Here is a 15061-nt window from a genome sequence, read left to right as displayed (position 1 = left end):
TTTTCCTCCACGCAAGAATGATGAACAGTCCCGTCCCGGCCTATGTATTCGGCCCGTTTCGCCTTTTGCCGCCAGAGCGCCTGCTGTTCGAGGGCGACCGCGCGCTGCGCCTGGGCAGCAGGGCCATGGACTTGCTGCTGGCCTTGCTGGAGCGCGCCGGCGAAATCGTCGACAAGCATGAACTGGTGGCCATCGTCTGGCCCAATGCCGTGGTGGACGACGCGACCTTGCGCGTGCACCTGGCGGCGCTGCGCAAGGCGCTCGGCGATGGCCGCGATGGCCAGCGCTATATCACCACCATTCCCGGGCGCGGCTACGGCTTCCTGGCGCCGCTGGCGCACACGGGCCAGCCGGCGCCCGGTGCGGCGGGCGCCGAGCCGCGGCATAACCTGCCCGTCATGCTGACGCGCATGCTGGGCCGCGCCGAGGCGCTGCAGACGATGGCCAACCAGCTGCTGCAATTGCGCCTGCTGTGCATTGCCGGTCCGGGCGGCATCGGCAAGACCACCCTGGCCGTCGTGCTTGCCACGCGCGTGCTGCGCCGCTATGCGGACGGCGTGTGCTTCGTCGACCTGTCGCCGCTGGACGAGGGGCGCCTGGTACCGCTGGCGCTGGCCACGGCGCTGGGCGTGGCGGTGCCGGCCGGCGATGCCATGCCGGTCCTGCTGGCCTATTTGCGCCCGCGCCACATGCTGATCGTGCTCGATAACTGCGAACACGTGATCGGCGCGGCCGCCACCTTGGCCGACGCCTTGCTCAAGGGCGCGCCGCTGCTGCACGTGCTGGCCACCAGCCGCGAGCCGCTGCGCATCACCAGCGAGCAGCTGCTGCGCCTGCCCGCGCTGGAATTGCCGCCGGCCGATGCCGTGCCCGATGCGGCGGCGGCCCGGCATTTCGCCGCGGTGCAGCTGTTTTGCGAACGCTGCGCGGCCGTCGACGATGCGTTCGTGCTGGCTGACGCCGACGTGCCCGTGGTGGTGGACATCTGCCGGCGCCTCGATGGCATCCCGCTGGCGCTGGAACTGGCGGCGGGGCGCATCGGCCATTTCGGCCTGCACGAACTGCGCCGCCAGCTCGACGACCGCTTTCGGCTGCTCACGCGCGGCGCGCGCAACATGCCCCTGCGCCACCAGACCCTGCGCGCCACCCTGGACTGGAGCTACGGCCTGCTCGACGCGCAGGAACGCCAGGTGCTGCAGGCGCTGAGCGTGTTCAGGAGCCGCTTCCGCCTGGAGTCGGCCAGCGCCGTGGCGGGCTGCGACGTTTTCGACACGGTGGCCGACCTGGCGGCCAAGTCCCTCGTCAGCATCGAGTTCTGCTGCCAGCACGTGTACTACCGCCTGCTCGATACCACGCGCGCCTACGCCGCGGCGCAGCTGTCCGCGGGCGGGGGCGCCGGCGCCGTGCTGCTGCGCCATGCGCGCCATTGCCTGGGCCTGGCCGGACGCATCGCCGCCGACTGGGAGAGCATGCCGCCGGCCCAGTGGAGCGCGCGCTACGGCCGCCATGTCGACGACTTGCGCGCGGCCATCGACTGGGCCTTCGGCGAGGAGGGCGACGTGGCGCTGGGCGTGGCCCTGACCCTGGCCGCGCAAACCCTGTTCTACCAGCTGTCGCTGATGGATGAATACCGCGTGCGCGTCGAACGGGCCCTCGAGCGCATGGCCACGCATGCGCTGGAAGACCCCGACAGCGAGATGCAGCTGCATGCCTCGCTGGCACACCTGCTGCTGCATACGCAGGGCATCACGGGCACCATGCTGCGTTCCTTCCAGCGCAGTTATGCGCTGGCCATGCGCGCGGACGACGGCAGCCGCCGTGCCGAAGCGATCTGCGGCATGTGGATCTGCAGCCTGAAGCTGGCCGATTTCCAGCGCGCCGACAGCTACGTGGCGCAGCTGGCCGTGCTGTGCGAAGTACGCGACGACACGCCGATGCGGCTGGTGCTGGCGCGCATGCGTTCGGCGGGCGAGTATCTGCGCGGACGGTACGCGGAGTCGGCGGCGCTGGCGCGCATGGTGCTCGCGCATCCCGAGGGCGCCGGACAGCTGGGCTTCAACAATGCCTTGCTGGCCGATCACCAGGTTTGCCTGCGTGGCACGCTGGCGCGCTGCCTGTGGATGCAGGGCCGTCCCGACGACGCCCTGGCGCTGGCGCGCGAGGCGGTGGCGGTGGGTTTCGAGCACAATGGCGTCACGCTGTGCGTGGCGCTGGCCATCAATGCCATTCCCGTCGCCCTGTGGTGCGGGCAGCGGGGACTGGCGCATGCCTGGACCTGCCTGCTGTGCGAACATGCGGCCCGCTATGGCCTGCTGTACTGGAGCGCCTGGGGCGCCGCCTACCAGCGCCTGCTCGATGCGGGCGAAGCGATGACGGAATTTCCCTGGCCCCCTGTGCGCAGCTGGCCGATACAGATCGATCTGATGGCCACCCTGCACGACGCGGCCGCCGACAGCCAGGCGCTGCGCCGCGCGCGCACGGGCCTGGCGCCGTGGAGCGCGCCGGAAGTGCTGCGCCGCGACGCGCACCACCGCTGGCGGGCGCTGGCGCAAGGCGACGCGGCGGGCCTGCAGGCGGTCAGGGTGCAGCTGGAAGAAGCGCTGCAGCTGGCCAGGGGCCAGCAGGCGCCGGGCTGGGAGCTGCGCTGCGCCACCAGCCTGGCAGCCGTGATGCGGGCGCAGGGCAGCGGCGCCGCCGCGCATGCCTTGCTGGCGCCGGTGCATGCGGGCTACCGGCAGGGGCGCGACACGACGGATGTGATGGCGGCGGCAGCTTTGCTGGCGCAGCTGGCCTGAAGGCTATTCGTAGGCGCCCAGCCGGCGCTGTTCGTCGGGCGTGAAACTGGCGTCGCGCAGCAGTTGTACGGCCGCCGCATCCTGCGCGCCGCCGGGCAGGCTGGCCTTTTTCGCCTGGTAGGCGATGATGCGCTGCTGCCACTGCGATTCCTCGCGGTCCAGCTCCGCCAGACGGGCCGCCGCCGCCGGCGTGAACGTGCTGGCGCGCAGGCGGTAGATTTCATTTTCGTCTGCGCCCTGTGCCCGCAGCGTCCTCACGGAGGCATCGAGCTGCGCCACCTGCAGCGGTGCAGCGCGGGCGGCGCGCTGGGCGGGCGACAGCTGCTGGTCCAGTGCGGCCAGCTGTGCCTGGCGCTGCGCTTCGTCGAGCGTGGCGTTGCCCAGGATGGCCATGCGCGCCACGGCATCGTCGTCATACGCGTCGCTGGCGCCGAACAGGCCCGCGCTTTCCTGCGCCGTGAAGTAATTGCCGCGCAGCGCGCGCATGGCTTGCAGGCGCGCGCGCGCGGCCAGGGCGGGATCGGCCTGCGCTGGCAAGGCTTGCTCCGCGCCGGCCAGCGCCTGCTTGTAGTCGAGGTAGGCGCCCAGCAGGCGCTTCGCCTCGCGGGCGGGGACGGGCGCCAGGCGCTTGTCCAGCTCCGCCTCGATCTGGCTGCGGATGGCGGCCAGCGGCTTTTCGCCCAGGCCCGCCAGATAGTAGTCGAACAGGTGGCCCAGCTCCGCGTCGACCACCAGCTTGTCGCCGGCGGCCACCGTCACGTTGCCGTCCGGCCGCGTGCCTTCCATCGAGCGCACGAACGCGAACAGGTCCGGTTCCGCCTTGTCCGGCGGCGGAGCCGGCGGCTCCCCCGGCCGCAGTGCCAGATACAGGGCCAGGGCTGCCAGGCTGCCGCCGACGATCCATTTCGCGTGCATGCGCTTCTCCTTACAGTCCCAGGCCTTGCAGGCGGTTCGCTTGCTGGCGGAAGACGGTGACGGGGTTGGTTTCGAACAGGTTGACGATGCCGACGAACTGGTTGACTTCATCGAGGTGGTTCATGGCATAGTCGTCGCGGATCACCTTGCCCAGGTGGCTGGAGCAGCTGCTCACCAGGCCATCGTTCTTGACGCCGCCGAAGGCCAGGCTGATGGCTGCCAGGGCCGGGTCGCCCACGTCGAGCACATTCGTGTACGGCTGCGCGCCGCTCCACGAGAAATAGTACACGCCCTGCACCTGATAGGCGCCTTCGCCGCAGGCCGAGGTCGGGATGCCTTGCGGGTGGCGGCTGTTGAAGGCCAGCGAGCCGGCCGTGGACAGCGAGGCCAGCGAGGCGCCCGCGTTTTGCGGCAGGCCCTTGTTGCCCGACAAAATGCCGATCAGGGAAGCGAGCGCATTGCCCAGCGCGCCGCTGGTGTTGGGGATGGCGCCGCTGAGGATATCGGCCACCTTGGAACCCTTGTTGACGCCGGCCACGCTGGTGACAGAGGCCACCAGGTCGGGCCGGACGGAAGCGACATAGCGGGCCGTGGGGCCGCCGTGGCTGTGGCCGATCAAGTTGACCTTGGCGGCGCCCGTGGCGGCGAGGATTTGCCGCACCTGCGACAGCAGCTGCTCGCCGCGTACTTCCGTGCTGTTGGCGGCCGAGACGGTGGTCACGTAGACTTGCGCGCCGCCGCTGCGCAGGGCGTCGGGGACGCCATAGAAATATTCGACGGGACCGAGCTTGTCGAAGCCGAACAGGCCGTGCACGAGCACGATCGGGTACTTCGTTTGCGTGTAGCCGGCGGCGCTGGCGCTGCCGGGCAGGATGGCGAGAGTGAGGAGCAGGGTCGATAGCAGTTGCCAAAAGCGAGTCTTCATTTTGTCTCCGTTATGTATTAATGATCGGCCAAATGCATGGCGATTAATAGTGGAAATGTCGATGCTGTAGCGATTACCCGTGTGCCCCTTCACATTCTATCGATGCATTAAATATAGCGAGCGCTCGGTTTTTCAAATGTAGCACTGCTGGATTTAAATTGCATTTGAATTGCATGATGCAGCGCAATAACTGTCGCCATTCGGCGTTGCTTATGCGCCCATTGCATAGTTGAAAAGTCAAATAGTTGTTTTCCTGAGCTATAATCGCTCGCATCAGCCGTCCCGCCGTCGTGCCGCGCCGCCCAGGTGCAGCAATGACGTCGCTCCTACACCGTTACTTGGGAATGCACTTGTCGACCCATTTCAATTTTGAACAGTTTCAACAGATGACGCCTTTAAATGGCGAAAACATCTGGGAATATATTCTTGACCGCCACGCGGGACGTATCGGCGTCAAGCGCCGCAAGCCGGCACTGGAAAATCTCGAACGCATCTTCGTCGCCACCTTCCGCCTGGCCAATGACGTGGGTTTCCGCGCCATGAGCTTGCGCGACCTGTGCCGCGAGACAGGGCTGTCGATGGGGGGGCTGTATGGCTACATCACCAGCAAGGATCAATTGGCCGAAATCATCGAGGACGTGGTGCGCCATTCCACGCAAGCGATGCCGCTGCTGTTTGCCGACGTGAAGTCGCCGCTGGACCGGCTGGAGGCGATGATACGCTCGTCGATCTACCTGTCCGAAGTGCTGCAGCCGTGGTTTTATTTCGTCTTCATGGATTCGCGCGTGCTGCAGGTGGAGCAGCGCAGCATGGCGAAAAACTCCGAACTGTTCGTCCAGACCCTGATCGCCACGACCATCGGGGAAATCGAGCCGAAGCCGCATGGCGATCCCACCCTGCTGGCCGCGCATTGCCTGGCCCTGTTCCAGGACTGGTATGTGAAACGCTGGAAGTACCGCGCCGCGAAGGTCAACGTCGACGATTTCGCCGATAGCGTGGTCAGTACGGTGCGCAGGTATTTGAGCATGAGCGGCGTTTAGTTTTAGCTCTCAACCCCAGAGCAAGATCTGGGGTCGGACCCTCATGGTCCGACCCCGGCCCTTCGGTTGGGGCCTGATTTTTTTAAGCTAGTTCGTCTCTACCGGCAGCGTCTCCGGCACGGCCGCGGGATCCGTCGGCGTCTCCGCATCCATGTCCAGGGTTTTCACGCCGTTCATGTCGATGAATTCATCGTACAGCCACTCGCCGTCGACCTGGCTCAGGCCCGCCGGCACGGCGCGCGTCACCTGCGGGCGCGTCGACAGGGCGGTGCGCATGTAGTCGATCCAGATCGGCATGGCCAGGGTGGAACCGAATTCGCGCCCGCCCAGCGATTTGGGATCGTCATACCCCATCCACGCCACGGCCACGATGCCGCCGCCGTAGCCGGCGAACCAGCCGTCGACGGCGTCGCTGGTGGTGCCCGTCTTGCCGGCGATGTCGCTGCGCCCCAGTTTTTTCGTCGCCGCCGCGCCCGTGCCCGTGCGGGCCACTTCGCGCAGCATGCTGTCCATCACGAAGGCGTTGCGCGGGTCCAGCGCCAGGGTCTTGTCGTCGTTCGGGGCGGGCGGCTTGGTTTGCATCAGCACCGCGCCCTTGGCGTCGACGATGCGGTCGATCAGGTAGGGCTCCACCTGGTGGCCGCCATTGGCGAACAGCGCGTAGGCGCCCGCCATCTGCACTGGCGTGACGGAACCCGTGCCCAGCGCCATGGTCAGGTTGCTCGGCTGGCGCGCCGGGTCGAAACCGAATTTTTCCAGGAAGTCGTGCGTGTACGAGATGCCCAGCGCGCGCAGGATGCGCACGGAGGCCACGTTCTTCGATTGCGCCAGCGCATAGCGCATGGTGATGGGGCCGTCGAACTTGAAGTCGTCATTCTGCGGCGCCCACACCTTGCCGCCCGCCTGCATTTCCAGGGGCACGTCGTTGATCAGGGTGGCCGGCGAAAAGCCTTTTTCCAGCGCCGCCGAATACACGAAGGGCTTCATGGCCGAACCGGGTTGGCGCCACGCTTGTGTGACGTGGTTGAACTTTTGCAGGTTGTAGTCGAAGCCGCCCACCATGGCGTGGTAGGCGCCCGTCTCCGCGTCCAGCGAGACGAAGGCGGCGGCCACCAGCGGCACTTGCGTGATGCCCCAGTTACCCTTGGTGTCCTGGGTGATGCGGATCACGGCGCCCGGGCGCAGCTTGATGCCGGCGCCCGCCTTGGCGGACAAGGCGGGGGCGGCAAAGCGCAGGCCTTCGCCCGTGATGGCCTTGGCGTCGCCATCGCCCGTGTCGGCCACCACCTTGCCGCTGGCCACCTCCGTGACGACGGCGGCGATCAGGCCATCGCTGTCCGGGCGTTTTTGCAGCGCAGCATCGATGGCCTCGTCGCGCTGCTCGGGATCGGGCGGCATGTCGATGAAGGTTTCCGGGCCGCGGTAGCCGTGGCGCTGGTCGTAGGCGATGACGTTGCGGCGCGTCGAGGCGTAGGCCGCGTCCTGGTCCGCCTTCAGGATCGTCGTGTAGACGCTGATGCCCCTGGTGTAGCTGTCTTCCTTGAACTGCGCGTAGACGGCCTGGCGCGCCAGTTCGGCCACGTATTCGGCATGCGTGTCGAAACCCTGCTTGCCGCGGCTGTTGATATGCAGCGGCTGCGCCAGCGCCTGCTGGTACTGGCCCTCGCTGATGTAATCGAGTTCGCGCATGCGCTTCAAGACCAGCTGCTGGCGCGCGTGCGCCTTTTTCGGATTGCTGATCGGGTTGTGGCGCGAGGGGTTCTGCGGCAGGCCTGCCAGCATGGCCATTTCCGCGATCGACAGTTCGGACAAGGGCTTGCCGAAATACGTCTGCGCCGCGCTGCCGAAGCCGAACGAGCGCTGGCCCAGGTACATCTGGTTCATGTACAGCTCGAGAATCTGGTCTTTTGACAGGGCCGACTCGATCTTCAGGGCCAGCATGATTTCATTGAGCTTGCGCGAAGCGACTTTTTCGCGCGTGAGGAAGAAGTTGCGCGCCACCTGCATGGTGATGGTGGAGCCGCCGCCGTGGCCGAAGCCGTGGCGCAGGTTCGACAGCACGGCGCCGCCGGCGCGCACGAAGTCGATGCCGTGGTGTTCGTAGAAGCGGCCATCCTCGATGGCCAGCAGGGCTTTTTTCATCATTTCCGGCACTTGCGCGATCGGCACGAAGTCGCGGTGCTCCTCGCCGAATTCGCCGATCAGCACATTGTCGGCCGTGTACACGCGCAGCGGGATCTTCGGCTGGTAGTCCGTGATCACGTCCAGCTCGGGCAGGCGGGGGCGCACGTACAGGAACAGGTAGGCGGCCAGCAGCAGGGCGGCGGCCAGCGCGGCGCAGCCGGCGATGATGAAGCCGCGCACGGTGGCGCGGCGGGAAGGCCAGGGAAATCCGGATCGTTTGGCAGTCAAGGCAGTCTCACGTGAGCGTGCAAGGCACGGTGGCAGCGATTATAGACCAATGCGGCAGGCGCTCCGGCGTTGGCGCGGCGCAGGGGGCGGTGCCGGAAGGGGGAGCAAAAAACCTTTTCATCGAAACGCGGCTGTGCGATAGTCACGGCTTCAAGAAAATAGCCCGGGCATCGATCCGGGCTGTTTATTTTACAAGACTAAGGAACTTTGTATGGCAAAAGATGCAACACCGAGCGCCATGAAGCCGTATATCCCGGCCGACGCGAAATTGCCCGAAATGACCTTCCGCGCCCTGTTCATGGGCGTCATCCTGGGGATGGTCTTCGGCGCCTCCTCGCTCTACCTGGTGCTGAAGGTGGGCCTGACCGTCAGCGCCTCGATTCCCGTCGCCGTGATCGCCATCACCCTTTTCGGCCTGGCCAAGAAGGTGGGCGGCAAGGATTCGTCGATCCTGGAAAACAGCATCACGCAAACGGCCGGTTCGGCCGGCGAATCGCTGGCCTTCGGCCTGGGCGTGACCATGCCCGCCATCCTGATCCTGGGCTTCGACCTGGAAATCTCGAGAGTCATGCTGGTCGGTATCCTCGGCGGCCTGCTGGGCATCCTGATGATGATCCCCATGCGCCGCACCATGATCGTCGACCAGCACAAGGAACTCAAATTCCCCGAAGGCACGGCATGCGCCGAAGTGCTGAAGGCGGCTGCCACGGAAGAATCGCGCATCGCCGCCGGCGAAAGCATCGAGAAGGATTCGGCTGCCGCGCTGGACGCCAAGCGCCGCGCCAAGATCATCTTCGGCGGCTTTGCCGTCGGCTTGCTGTATAAAGTCTTCAATATCTCGTTCAAGGGCTGGAAGGACACGCCGGGCGTGGAATTTGCCGCGCCGCTCAAGGGCGGCTCCATCGGCGCCGAGATTTCGCCTGAATTGCTGGGCGTGGGCTACATCATCGGCCCGCGCATCGCCGCCACCATGGCGGCCGGCGGCGTGCTGTCGTACCTGCTCCTGATCCCGATGATCAAGTTCTTCGGCGACAGCCTGACCACCGTGCTCTCGCCGGGCACCAAATTGATCAGCGAAATGGGCGCCGACGACGTGCGCAGCGCCTACGTGCTGTACATCGGCGCGGGCGCCGTGGCCGCCGGCGGCCTCATTTCCCTGGTGCGCGCCATGCCCATGATCTGGCGCAGCCTGTCGGCCGGCCTGAAGGGCATCGGCAAGGGCGTCAAGACCGATTCCACCCTGCGCACGGACCAGGACATCCCCCTGAAATGGGTCGTCATCGGCTGCCTGTCCATCATCGCCGTGATCACCTTCGCCACGCCGCTGCACATGAATTTTCTCGGCGCGCTGCTGATCCTCGTCTTCGGCTTTTTGTTCGCCACCGTGTCGTCGCGCCTGACGGGCGAAATCGGTTCCTCGTCGAACCCGATCTCCGGCATGGCCGTGGCCACCTTGTTGTTTACCTGCCTGATCTTCCTGATCATGGGCTGGACGGGCGGACGTTACTATGTGACTGCCTTGTCGGTGGGCGCCATCGTGTGCATCGCCGCCAGCAATGCGGGCACCACCTCGCAAGACCTGAAGACGGGCTACCTGGTGGGCGCCACGCCGCGCCTGCAGCAGTACGCGATCCTGGCGGGCGCCTTGTCGTCCGCGCTGATCCTGGGCCCGATTCTGCTCAAACTGAACGAGGCGAGCACCGTCTACGTGCCGGCCGCGCAAGTGGCGCCCGGCCTGACGGTCGATGCGTCGAAGCTGACGGTGACGGGCGAGCTGCATGGCCCGCAAGCCGAGACGGACCACAACACGTATAAAATCTGGCAAAAGACCGATACCGTGGGCGGCCCGGCCGGCAAATATTTTGTCAAGGATGATGGCCAGCTGGCCTACCTGGTCGATCCGGGCATCAATGGCCATTACAGCAAGCGTCCCGACGGTTCGGAAGTCAAGAAATACGATGCGCCGAAGGCCGTGCTGATGTCCTACATCATCAAGGGCATCCTCGACCAGCAGCTGCCGTGGACCCTGGTGCTGTTCGGCGTGATGATTGCCGTGGTGCTGGAAATGGCCGGCATTCCGTCGCTGGCGTTTTCCGTGGGCGTGTATTTGCCCCTGTCGTCCACCTTGCCGATCTTCGTCGGCGGCCTGGTGCGCTGGCTGGCGGATCGCCGCAACAACAAGCTGGAACACAATGCGAAACTGAACGAGGAAGAGCGCCAGCTGGCGGGCGACCGCAGTTCGGGCGTGCTGCTCGCGTCCGGCTACATCGCCGGCGGCGCGCTGGCCGGCATCATCATCGCCATCACAGCCGGCGTGCTCACGCACTTCGACCAGATGATGGCCGACTGGGCCGAGCATGGCAACCCGTTCTACGCGGGCCTGCACTCGGACGCGCTGTCCCTGCTGCCGTATGCAGCCATCATCGTGCTGCTGTATATCGTGGCGCGCGAGAAGAAAGCGGACAGCCCGCAGGCGTGATGTCGTAGCCAAGCCCATGAAAACCGCCCGGTGTCGTAACGATCCGGGCGGTTTTTTTATGCGCGCGCATGAGGCGATGGCTGCGATACGGGCCGCGCCGCCAGTTGCGCCGCGCTCGCGTAGATGGTTACGTGCTCGGACGCCATTTGGCGCAAGTGGTCATAAAACGTCTGCGCGGGAATGCACCACGACGCCGCATCGCCCACCTGGCCGTTGACGCGCAGGCCGGCGGCGTCAAATTCCCGGTGAAAGTAGTCGCGCAGGTCGCCGCGTCCCGGATGGTCGATGCGGCGCTGCGCGACCTCGGGATCGAAAGGGCGCACGGGCACGTCCCAGCGCCGGCCATCGTGGTCCAGGCAGCCCAGCAGCCTGGTACCGCCTTCCCACACGGGCACGGGAAAGGCGTCGCCCATGGCGTCTTCCAGCGCGTGATAGAAAGTCACGGGTCCCATGGAGATGCCCAGGCCCAGCACCTTCGCCTGGTCGCAGCCGATGAAGCGCTGCCAGGGCGAGCCCATGCCGAAGATCGAGGGCGCGCGGTGATGCGCCTCGGTGAGGTCGGCAGCATGGCGGCCCCACGCGGACACGGAATGCGTGGGATGGATGCTGCGCCGGACGCCCGCGCCGGCGAGGAAGGCTTCCGGCAGGCGCCCCATGTGCGTGCCGTGGCGGCGCGGGTCGAACACATAGCCCGGCAGGGCGCAGGCGGCGCGCAAGGTGCCGCCGGGCAGATAGTAAGTGGGCAGCAGCAGGGTGCCGTGCGGGCCGACGGCGTCCTGCAGGGCGGCTATCACGGCTGGCGCGCCGCCTTCCACGTAGCCCAGGCTTTTCAGCGAAGAGTGGATGAACAGCGTGTCGCCTGGCGCAATGCCCAGCTGCGCCAGGCCGGCCGCCAAGCCGGCGCGTGTCACGTGGTGCGCGCTGTGGCGCACGCGCCGGGCGCTGGCGGCGCGGCGCCACGCTTCCAGCGCGGCCGCGGCGGCGCGCTTGGCCCCGTCAAGCATCGCCCGCTTCCAGTTCCAGTTCCAGCAGGTTCGCATCGATGCAGAACTTGGCGGCCCAGTTCAGGTAAGCCCAGGTGCCGTAGTCGCCATCGACGGGAAACGAGCCCTTGACGCCGCCGCGCGCGTGCGCGGGACCGTCGATGCTGACCGCGCGCCGCACGTAGCGGTTCAGGCGGCGCCCCGCATCGAGGTAGCGCGGCTCGCCCGTGAGCCGGTACAGCAGGAACAGGCAATGCGCGTTTTGCGCGGAACCCGTGAGGCAGGCGTAGTTCGCTCCCGGCTGGAAGTCCGGACCGAGGCGGCCTGCCAGATAGCCATCGGCCGCCACGGCGCCGGCGATGCCCGTGCCGGTACGCACGGCGGCAGCGAGCAGGTCGGCGCGCGCCGCAAAATGGTGCGCTTCGAGCAGGCCGCGCAAGGCGTAGCCGATGGTGTGGGTCAGGGGCAGCTGCGGGTTGTCCAGGCAGTTCGAATCGAACCAGCCGTTGGGACGCTGCCGGGTCAGCACCCAGTCGACCTGGCGCAGGCCCGCCGCGCCATAGCCGTGGCCCGGCGCGACGCGGTCCGCTTCGAACAGGCCCCATGCCACGTGCGTTTCGTAGGCCTTGTCGCCGGGGCTGGCGAACGGCGTCGGATGCCGGCGCCAGCAGCCGTCCGCATCCTGGCTGTCGCGCAGCCAGCTTGCCGCGCGGTGCATGGCGCCTTCGTAGGCCTGGCCGTACGCGGCCACGCCCGCGGCCAGGCCCAGCAGGATCTGGCCCGTGTTGAAGGTGACGGGCACGCGCGGCATGGAATCGATCTTGCCGCCCTGGTAGCCGCCTTCCGGGAACTGGATGGCCACGCACCAGTCGAGCATGCGGCGCGCGCGCCCGTGCAGCGCGGCGTCGTGCGTGCGCTGCGCCAGGGCGATGATGGTGGGGATGATGTAGCCGGTGGTTTCCGGATAGGAGCTGGACCAGCCGGTCAGCAGGCTGTAGTCGCGCGCCACGCCGCCGTCGGCCGAGGTGGAATGGTCCTGCGCCGCGCCCAGCCAGGCCGTGCAGGCCTTGACGACGGCTTGCGGCCCGGGGTCCAGGGCGGGCAGGCCGCGCCGGTCCGACTGCCGTTCCAGGCGTGCTGCCGGCGGCAGGCTCGCGCGCGGCGCCAGGGTGTTCCGTATTGTCGAGAGCAAGGTGCGCATGGCAGCGGTGGCGTGGTGGTTGGCCCTGCCTACTGTAGCGCCGGCCGCCGGCTAGGCTATTGACTTGCCGCAAGCGAAACGCGTCCGTGGTTGGCAAGGTGCCGCAGCATCGCCATCCATGCATCGCGGGTGCCGGAATTGACGCATAATGAACGCTTCACCGTCGCCGACGAGGCCCGCCATGAACAGCATTACGCTTGAATACACCGTCGTCACCAATCCCGACTCCTTTGTCGGCTTCAAATACTACGTCAAGGCGGGGCAGGCATTCGATGCCGACGATTTCGCCTATTCCTACAAGCTGAAACGCTCCGACCTGGACCCCGACAGCGTGCTGGCCACCCGCGAGGCGGCAGCGAATCTGCAGCCGGGCGAGTGGCTGACGGTGTCGCATTCGATCGCGGCCTAGGCCTGTCTATTTCGATTGTTCCAGCGCTGGCAGAACACGCCGACGCGCTCGCCGCGCTGGCGGGGGGAAACCGCGCACACCTGCAAACCTCCTTGCCCGCCGTGCCGCAGCCGGGATTTGCGCGCGAAGATGTGTTGCGGCAGGGCGAGTGCTTGCATGGCGTGTTTGCCGGCCTGCATGTTCATGCTTTGCTGCAGGCCGACTTCCGGCCCGATCGAGCTGCCGCAGCGGGCACCGATCTTGCCGAGGTGCGCACTTCTGCCTATAATTGAGAATAATTCTCATTAAGTTTGTTCTCTCCGCCAGACCCGCCGCTCCATGTCCGCCGACCACATCTCCCTGCATGACTTCGATGACATCGCCATCCTGTATCGCCAGCACCACGGCTGGCTGCGCGGCTGGCTGCAGCGCAAGGTGGGCAATGCTTTCGATGCGGCCGACCTGGCGCAGGCCACCTTCCTGCGCGTGCTCGCGCCGCAGGGCATGCAGGGCGTGCAGGAGCCGCGCGCCTACCTGACGACGATTGCGCGCAACCTGCTGATCAACCATGTGCGCCGGCGCGCCATCGAGCAAGCCTACCTCGACGCCCTTGCCCTGATGCCGGAACCGGTGGCGCCGCCGCCCGAAGTGCGCCTGATGTTCCTCGAACGGCTGGTGGAGCTGGACCGGCGCCTGGCCGCGCTGCCCGCGCAGGCGCGCCAGGCTTTTTTGCTGGTGCAGCTCGACGGCATGGGGCAGCAGGAGGTCGCCGCCGAGCTGGGCATTTCGCTGTCCACCGTCAAGCGCCATCTGGCCAGGGCGGCCCTGCGCTGCTTTTTCCCGGAGCAGCACGATGGATGAAGAGATGCCGATCCCCCTGGGCGGCGCGGCGGCTGCCGCGCGCGTGGCGCCCGCCGTGGCGCGGCGGGCCGTGCAGTGGTGGCTGGCGCTGCAGGGCGGCGACGCCACCGCCGCACAGCTCCTTGCGTGGCAGCGCTGGCGCGCCGAGGACGGGGAACATGAACGGGCCTGGCAACGCATCGAGGCGGTCAGCGGCCAGCTGGCCGGCATTCCGCCGCCGCTGGCCAGCGCCGCCCTGGCCGCGCCAGCAGGGGTGCAGCGGCGCCGCGCGGTGCGCCTGCTCACGGCGCTGGTGGTGGCGGGCGGCAGCGCCGCCATGCTGCGCCAGACACCGGCGTGGCAGTCGTGGAACGCCGATGCCAGCACGGCCACGGGCGAGCGGCGCACGGTGCGCCTGCCGGACGGCGGCACGCTGGTGCTCAATACCGATAGCGCCATCAAGCTGCGCTATGACGCCACCGAGCGCGCGGTGCAGCTGCTGCGCGGCGAGGTGCTGCTGCAGACGGCGCCCGATGCACGGCAGCGGCCTTTCTACGTGCATACCGCCGATGGCACGGCGCGGGCGCTGGGCACGCGATTCATCGTGCGCCAGCACGCGGGCTACGTGCAGGTCGGCGTGCTGGAAGGGGCCGTCGAGCTGCGGCCTGCGGCGGCCGATGGCCAGCCACGCGTGTTGCAGGCGGGCGAGGAGGGAAGCTTTAGCCGCGGCGGCGTGGGCGCGGCGCAGGCGCTCGACGCCGGCGCGGGCGCCTGGGCCGACGGCATGCTGGTCGTGGCGCACATGCGCCTCGACGATTTCCTGCTGGAGTTGGCGCGCCACCGGCGCGGCCACCTGGGGTGCGATCCGGCGCTTGCGCACTTGCTGGTGTCGGGCGCCTATCCGCTGGCCGATACCGACAGGGTGCTGCTGGCGCTGGTGGAAGCGTTCCCCGTCGAGCTGCATTACCTGACACGCTACTGGGTCACGTTGCGGCCGCGCGCGACGAAAAAATAAACTGAAAATACATGGACTGTTTTTGCGCGCTGCCTTGTCAAGGGAAGTGAGGACGCAGGTTTTGGCCC

At 67.3% G+C, this 15061-nt stretch carries 12 protein-coding genes; 6 read left to right on the top strand and 6 right to left on the bottom strand.

Annotation, left to right across the window (positions count from 1 at the left end; all coding sequences use genetic code 11):
- The first annotated feature begins 20 nt into the window (after positions 1 to 20).
- Positions 21 to 2795 carry an ATP-binding protein gene (locus VPH41_RS12875; RefSeq protein ID WP_328570315.1) on the top strand — a complete coding sequence of 925 codons (2775 nt, stop codon included), beginning with the start codon at positions 21 to 23 and terminating at the stop codon, positions 2793 to 2795.
- 3 nt (positions 2796 to 2798) lie between these two features.
- Here VPH41_RS12875 and VPH41_RS12870 read toward each other — a convergent pair whose 3' ends face one another.
- On the bottom strand, positions 2799 to 3710 hold the full coding sequence (locus VPH41_RS12870; protein WP_328570314.1) for a lipase secretion chaperone: 912 nt from the start codon (positions 3708 to 3710) through the stop codon (positions 2799 to 2801).
- 10 nt (positions 3711 to 3720) lie between these two features.
- Positions 3721 to 4635: a lipase family alpha/beta hydrolase gene (locus VPH41_RS12865; RefSeq protein ID WP_152285270.1), complete on the bottom strand. Its 915-nt coding sequence runs from the start codon at positions 4633 to 4635 to the stop codon at positions 3721 to 3723.
- A gap of 386 nt (positions 4636 to 5021) precedes the next feature.
- Here VPH41_RS12865 and VPH41_RS12860 point away from each other — a divergent pair, with 386 nt between their 5' ends.
- Complete coding sequence (locus VPH41_RS12860) at positions 5022 to 5675, top strand: TetR/AcrR family transcriptional regulator (protein WP_226941618.1); 654 nt, start codon at positions 5022 to 5024, stop codon at positions 5673 to 5675.
- 87 nt (positions 5676 to 5762) lie between these two features.
- On the opposite strand, the gene VPH41_RS12855 is transcribed toward VPH41_RS12860, so the two are convergent.
- Positions 5763 to 8087 carry a penicillin-binding protein 1A gene (locus tag VPH41_RS12855; protein ID WP_328570313.1) on the bottom strand — a complete coding sequence of 775 codons (2325 nt, stop codon included), beginning with the start codon at positions 8085 to 8087 and terminating at the stop codon, positions 5763 to 5765.
- 211 nt (positions 8088 to 8298) lie between these two features.
- Here VPH41_RS12855 and VPH41_RS12850 point away from each other — a divergent pair, with 211 nt between their 5' ends.
- Entirely contained in the window at positions 8299 to 10566 is a 2268-nt protein-coding gene (locus VPH41_RS12850) for an OPT family oligopeptide transporter (RefSeq protein ID WP_328570312.1), read from the top strand.
- 56 nt (positions 10567 to 10622) lie between these two features.
- On the opposite strand, the gene VPH41_RS12845 is transcribed toward VPH41_RS12850, so the two are convergent.
- Positions 10623 to 11570, bottom strand: a complete 948-nt coding sequence (locus VPH41_RS12845) for an AAC(3) family N-acetyltransferase (RefSeq protein WP_328570311.1) — start codon at positions 11568 to 11570, stop codon at positions 10623 to 10625.
- Entirely contained in the window at positions 11563 to 12750 is a 1188-nt protein-coding gene (locus VPH41_RS12840) for a hypothetical protein (RefSeq protein WP_328570310.1), read from the bottom strand. Before VPH41_RS12840 ends, VPH41_RS12845 begins: the two co-directional genes overlap by 8 nt.
- Before the next feature lie 181 nt (positions 12751 to 12931).
- On the opposite strand from VPH41_RS12840, the gene VPH41_RS12835 reads away from it, so the two are divergent.
- Complete coding sequence (locus tag VPH41_RS12835; protein WP_152259559.1) at positions 12932 to 13159, top strand: hypothetical protein; 228 nt, start codon at positions 12932 to 12934, stop codon at positions 13157 to 13159.
- Here VPH41_RS12835 and VPH41_RS12830 read toward each other — a convergent pair.
- A complete protein-coding gene (locus VPH41_RS12830; RefSeq protein ID WP_328570309.1) occupies positions 13156 to 13344 on the bottom strand; it encodes a hypothetical protein in 189 nt (62 codons plus the stop codon). The two genes, VPH41_RS12835 and VPH41_RS12830, sit on opposite strands and share 4 nt — an antisense overlap.
- A 133-nt stretch (positions 13345 to 13477) precedes the next feature.
- Here VPH41_RS12830 and VPH41_RS12825 point away from each other — a divergent pair, with 133 nt between their 5' ends.
- Together VPH41_RS12825 and VPH41_RS12820 are read left to right on the top strand one after the other, a co-directional pair.
- Positions 13478 to 13999 (top strand): sigma-70 family RNA polymerase sigma factor, encoded by a 522-nt coding sequence (locus VPH41_RS12825; RefSeq protein ID WP_328570308.1) that lies wholly within the window; start codon positions 13478 to 13480, stop codon positions 13997 to 13999.
- Entirely contained in the window at positions 13992 to 14993 is a 1002-nt protein-coding gene (locus VPH41_RS12820; protein WP_328570307.1) for a FecR domain-containing protein, read from the top strand. Before VPH41_RS12825 ends, VPH41_RS12820 begins: the two co-directional genes overlap by 8 nt.
- Positions 14994 to 15061 lie beyond the last annotated feature (68 nt).

Source organism: Janthinobacterium sp. P210006 (assembly GCF_036231885.1).
In the GTDB taxonomy this organism is placed as follows: domain Bacteria; phylum Pseudomonadota; class Gammaproteobacteria; order Burkholderiales; family Burkholderiaceae_D; genus Janthinobacterium; species Janthinobacterium violaceinigrum.
The sequence above is the reverse complement of the archived record's forward strand: the minus strand, read 5'-3'. Positions and strand labels throughout refer to the sequence as shown.